General features: G+C 68.1%; 4 protein-coding genes and 1 pseudogene. 2 read left to right on the forward strand and 3 right to left on the reverse strand.

What is annotated here, in order from left to right; translation table 11 throughout:
• Positions 1–280 precede the first annotated feature (280 nt).
• Positions 281–1,195, forward strand: a complete 915-nt coding sequence (locus ACRDUX_RS15175) for a LysR family transcriptional regulator (protein WP_526414843.1) — start codon at positions 281–283, stop codon at positions 1,193–1,195.
• Positions 1,196–1,200: 5 nt separating this feature from the next.
• On the opposite strand, the gene ACRDUX_RS15180 is transcribed toward ACRDUX_RS15175, so the two are convergent.
• From ACRDUX_RS15180 to ACRDUX_RS15190, 3 genes are read right to left on the reverse strand one after another with little or no spacing between them, the layout of a single operon-like run.
• Positions 1,201–1,875, reverse strand: a complete 675-nt coding sequence (locus ACRDUX_RS15180) for a hypothetical protein (protein WP_526414844.1) — start codon at positions 1,873–1,875, stop codon at positions 1,201–1,203.
• Positions 1,876–1,890: 15 nt separating this feature from the next.
• Positions 1,891–2,961 carry a DUF7405 family protein gene (locus ACRDUX_RS15185; protein ID WP_526414845.1) on the reverse strand — a complete coding sequence of 357 codons (1,071 nt, stop codon included), beginning with the start codon at positions 2,959–2,961 and terminating at the stop codon, positions 1,891–1,893.
• Entirely contained in the window at positions 2,958–3,671 is a 714-nt protein-coding gene (locus ACRDUX_RS15190; protein WP_526414846.1) for an NAD(P)H-binding protein, read from the reverse strand. The genes ACRDUX_RS15185 and ACRDUX_RS15190 overlap by 4 nt, the downstream gene beginning before the upstream one ends.
• A gap of 223 nt (positions 3,672–3,894) precedes the next feature.
• Between ACRDUX_RS15190 and ACRDUX_RS15195 the strand changes: the two are divergent.
• Positions 3,895–4,039, forward strand: a pseudogene (locus ACRDUX_RS15195) (LLM class flavin-dependent oxidoreductase); the annotation flags it as partial.

A 4,039-nucleotide genomic window follows, 5' to 3' on the forward strand; every position in this document is an offset into this window, starting at 1 on the left:
TGCCTGTACCGCGATCTGTTGTCCCTGAAGCCCCTTCGTAGGCCTCTCCGCAGCAGATCGGCGATCAACCCCTCCGCCGCCGTCGGCGCCGAGCGCGAACACCGCCCTGCACCATCCGATAGCCGCCACCGCCCGACGGCACGTATCGGTCGCTTTCCCTCGCACCCAAACCGATGAGGTCGAAAATGCCCACCAAAGACCATCCCGCCCATCCCGCCCATCCCGCCCGCACGCTTCAGACGCTCATCGCCGGGGGTGCATGATGCTCGACCTTCGCCGCATGATGCTGCTGTGCGACCTGGCCGACCTCGGCTCCGTCACCGCCGTCGCCGAGAAGCGGGAGATCACCAGTTCAGCTGTTTCGCAACAGCTCCGCGTGCTCGAGGAGGAGTCGGGAGCGATCCTGTTCCGGCGGGATGGACGAACGCTCGGCCTCACCCGTAGCGGCCAGGTCCTCGTCGAACACGTCCGTCGGGTGTTGACCGCGGTCGACGAGGCCATGAGCGCAGTCGCCGAGACCCGCGACCGGGTGTCGGGGCAGATCGCCATTGCGGCCTTCAACATGGGAATTCCCACCCTAGCCGCCCCGATGATGCAGCGACTGAGCGCGATCGAGCCGAGTCTGCGGGTGGAAGTGCAGCAGGAGACCAGCCCCGGCGCACTGCGTCTGCTGCGGCAGGGCGAGATCGACGTGGCGATCACCTGCCGTTACGACTTCATCGAGCAAGAGTCGCTGAGCGGCCTCGTCAGCGAGCCGCTGCTGTCGGAGCCACTCGTCCTGATGGCCCCCACTCAGCTGCACCGCCGGATCCAGAAGGGTGGGCTGGCGGCGCTGGCCGACGGGCCATGGGTCACGGGCCCGCGAAACTCGGGGCTGGGAGCGGCGGTGATGCGCGCTGGCGAGAAGGCGGGCTTCACACCACAGGTCAAGCACCGGCTCATAGGCGCGCAGAACATCTGCGATCTGGCTGCGACGGAGGTTGCGTCTGCGGTCGTGCCGCGGCTCTCGGTCCCGCCGAGCTTGTCCGGGCTGATCGTCCCGAACGTGGAGCTCGGGGAACGCACCATCAGCGCGGTCATTCGCGCGGGACGGCAGCGCGACCCCAATGTCGCCCTGGTCCTGCGCACGTTGCGGGCCGTCGCCGCTGACGCATTGCCCGCCGCATCCGTGAAGGAACTGAGCGTCGCATCCTGAGGCGGTCAGCTCGCCAGTTGGTGAGGAACCGAGTCCAGCGCGATGAGTTCGTCGGCGTGCACGGTCGCCTTCGCCAGGCGCACGACCCACCGGCCGGCGGCTGCGGCAGGCTCCCAGCTGACCCGGTCGCGGTGGGTGGGGACCACGACCACGGCGGCGACGGTCGGTTCCCACACCAGGATCGCGTCGTACAGGCCGGGGAAGTCGTCGACCTCGATCTCGGCCTCCGCCCGCCCGATCGGCGCCTCGGCGCCCGGAGCCGACCCCGACACCCAGGTCCAGGAGCGGACCGTGGGAGCCCAGGTGAGCAGATCGCCACGGTGCACGTCGCCAAGGACGGCATTGCGGGAACGCGTCGGCGGCAGCGCGGCCAGCACCGGGCCGAGCACTCCGTGCCATCGCAGCGTCGCGGCCAGAGCCGGATCGACTCGGCTCAGGCCGGCATCCAAAGCCGATGCCGCATCGACTGATTCGGTGACTCCGGCCGCGATTCTACGACTGGTGACGTAATCGAGGGCTTCACGCAGCGCGGCGATGTGTACGCCGTCAACGGTGGGGAGATCCGAAACCAGCGCGGCCACCGGCAGCGCAGGATCGGTCAGGATTTCGCGCAGCGCCCCTGCGGCTTCCTCGTCGACGACGCCGTAGACCGCGTCGTCACGAACTGAACTGTCCGACATGGAATCAACTCCCGCTCAACTTCTGTGGTGTGGGTACGCCCGCAGCGCGCGGGCAGGGACGCCGAAGGTCGCGCGGTGCGTGACGTCGAAGAAGGCATTGATGCCATTGCGGCGCCGCGCACCGACCGATCTGTGGTAGTCCGACCCGTCCGCGCCGTTCATGATTGCCCGGGTGTTGTTGAAGTCACGCAATTCCCTCTGCAGCGCGACGAAGTGGGTGCCGGGCTTGCCGTCGTCCACGGTGGCGAAGTCGCGCCGGTTGATGACGGGGACGTTGTCGACCCTGGCGCGGGCGGCGGCCTGCGCATGCCCGACGATGCCGTGCTCGGCGACCGTCTGCTCGTACTTCTGATAGTCGCTCGGAGCGTCGTCGGACAAGGCCGCGGCCTGGTCAGCGGTGATCGTGGGCGCGTAGAGCAGCGCAGCCTGGCCGTCGCGGTCCAGCGCCTGCCACCGCTTCACGTCCAGCTCGATGCGACTGACGTGCTGCGTGGTGCCGCCCGCGAGCGGACCTTCTTCGATCGTGATGGCAGGCTCGGGAGCCTGGTTGCCGCGGTGGACGGAATGAAAACCGAACAGCAGAGGGGAAGTTCGCGGAATTCCGAGCTCGGGAAGTGCCTCGGTCGGCAGGCCTGCTCCGACGAAACCGCGACGCACCTCCCGCGCCGTCAGGTACTCGCCCTGCGCTGACTCGGAATCCCCGAACAGGCTGTCCCTGACCTGCTCGAGGATGTCGTCGTGATCGCTCGCGACGTGGAATACCGCGTCGGCGGTGTCGATCACCGGATCTTCCCAGCGCGACATCCTCGCCGCGACGTTGATCAGACCGGCGTGCTCGGTGTGGCGATCCCACCAGCGTGGTCCCCAGCCAACCGTGGACAACAACCCGTCCCGGCCATGGCTGAAGCGGCCCTCCAGGGCAGCGAGCGTCGATTCGAGATGCCGGGCGGCGGCGTCCCCTGGTCGCCCTGTGACGTCGGCCAGGATCAGCAGATGCCGGCTCGGGGGCACGGGGCGGCCAAGCTCGTCGCGCCCGAACGTCGCCTCCCACTCGTGCTGACCGACGGCGGTTCTTCCCTCACTCACACCGGAACCGTCTGCCGGACCGGCTGCGCCTCGAAATCGGGTTCGAGAGAGGCGAATTGAGCGACGAGATCGGTGTGACCGGTGTCAGGAACGCTCAGGTTGTAGATCGCTGCGGTGCGGCCCGTCGCGGCCACCGGGTTCTCGACGGCGGTGACCACGGCAGCTGCGACGCTGGCCGTGCTCACCAGACCGTCGGCGTGCTGATCCTGGCTCAGCCGGGTCTGGTAGGACACGTCGTGGATGGTGGACAGCCACGTCGGCCGCAGGATCGTCCACGGATTGAGCCCGCCACGCAGATGGGCCTCCAGTGCGCGCAACCCCCAGGTCTGCGGCTTCGCGTTGCGGTGCGTCACGCCGTGGCCGACCAGGAAGTGCGAGACCAGCACGATGTGTAGGTCGGGGTGCTCGGCGCTGAGCCGATCGAGCACGCGGTGTCCGATCAACCGACCGGATTCCGCGCCATCGGCGGGCTGCGACATCCCGGTGGCGGCAGCCGCGGTGGGCGCCAACACCAGCGCGTCGGCTCCTGCCAGCGCGTTGGCGAGTTCGTCTCGCCCGACCCCACCGTCGGCGGGCCGCCAGTAGGCGTGGCCGTGGTCACGCGCCAGGTCAGCGGTCTGCTCGCGGGCGTTCCAGATGCCATTGACCAAGAGGAATTCGGAATGTGCTGCCTCGGCGAAGACCGGAGCGAGTTCGACGATGTTGACCACGAGATGGACTCCTCGACGGATGCGCCGAGCCCGGTGCCCGGCTTCAATTAGCTTGCGACGGTGTCCTACGGTGATCAACGCAGTCCCACTTCAGCTTTCCCGTAGCGAAAGTTCGCAGATTTACCGCTTGCGTCCCGATACGTTTCGAACGGCGGGGAATACCTGCCGCGAAGAGGAGGACAACTCGGTGGGTCGACGTCACCTGCACCTGAACGCGTTCCTGATGAGTACGGGGCACCACGAGGCGTCGTGGCGGCTGCCGGAAAGCGATCCGTTGGCTGCCACCGACGTGGCGCACTACTCGAACCTCGCCAGGATTGCCGAGCGCGGCACGTTCGACTCGCTGTTCCTCGCGGACCAGCCGCAGC

The sequence above is a fragment of the Mycobacterium sp. genome, from assembly GCF_050701675.1.
In the GTDB taxonomy this organism is placed as follows: Bacteria; Actinomycetota; Actinomycetes; order Mycobacteriales; family Mycobacteriaceae; genus Mycobacterium.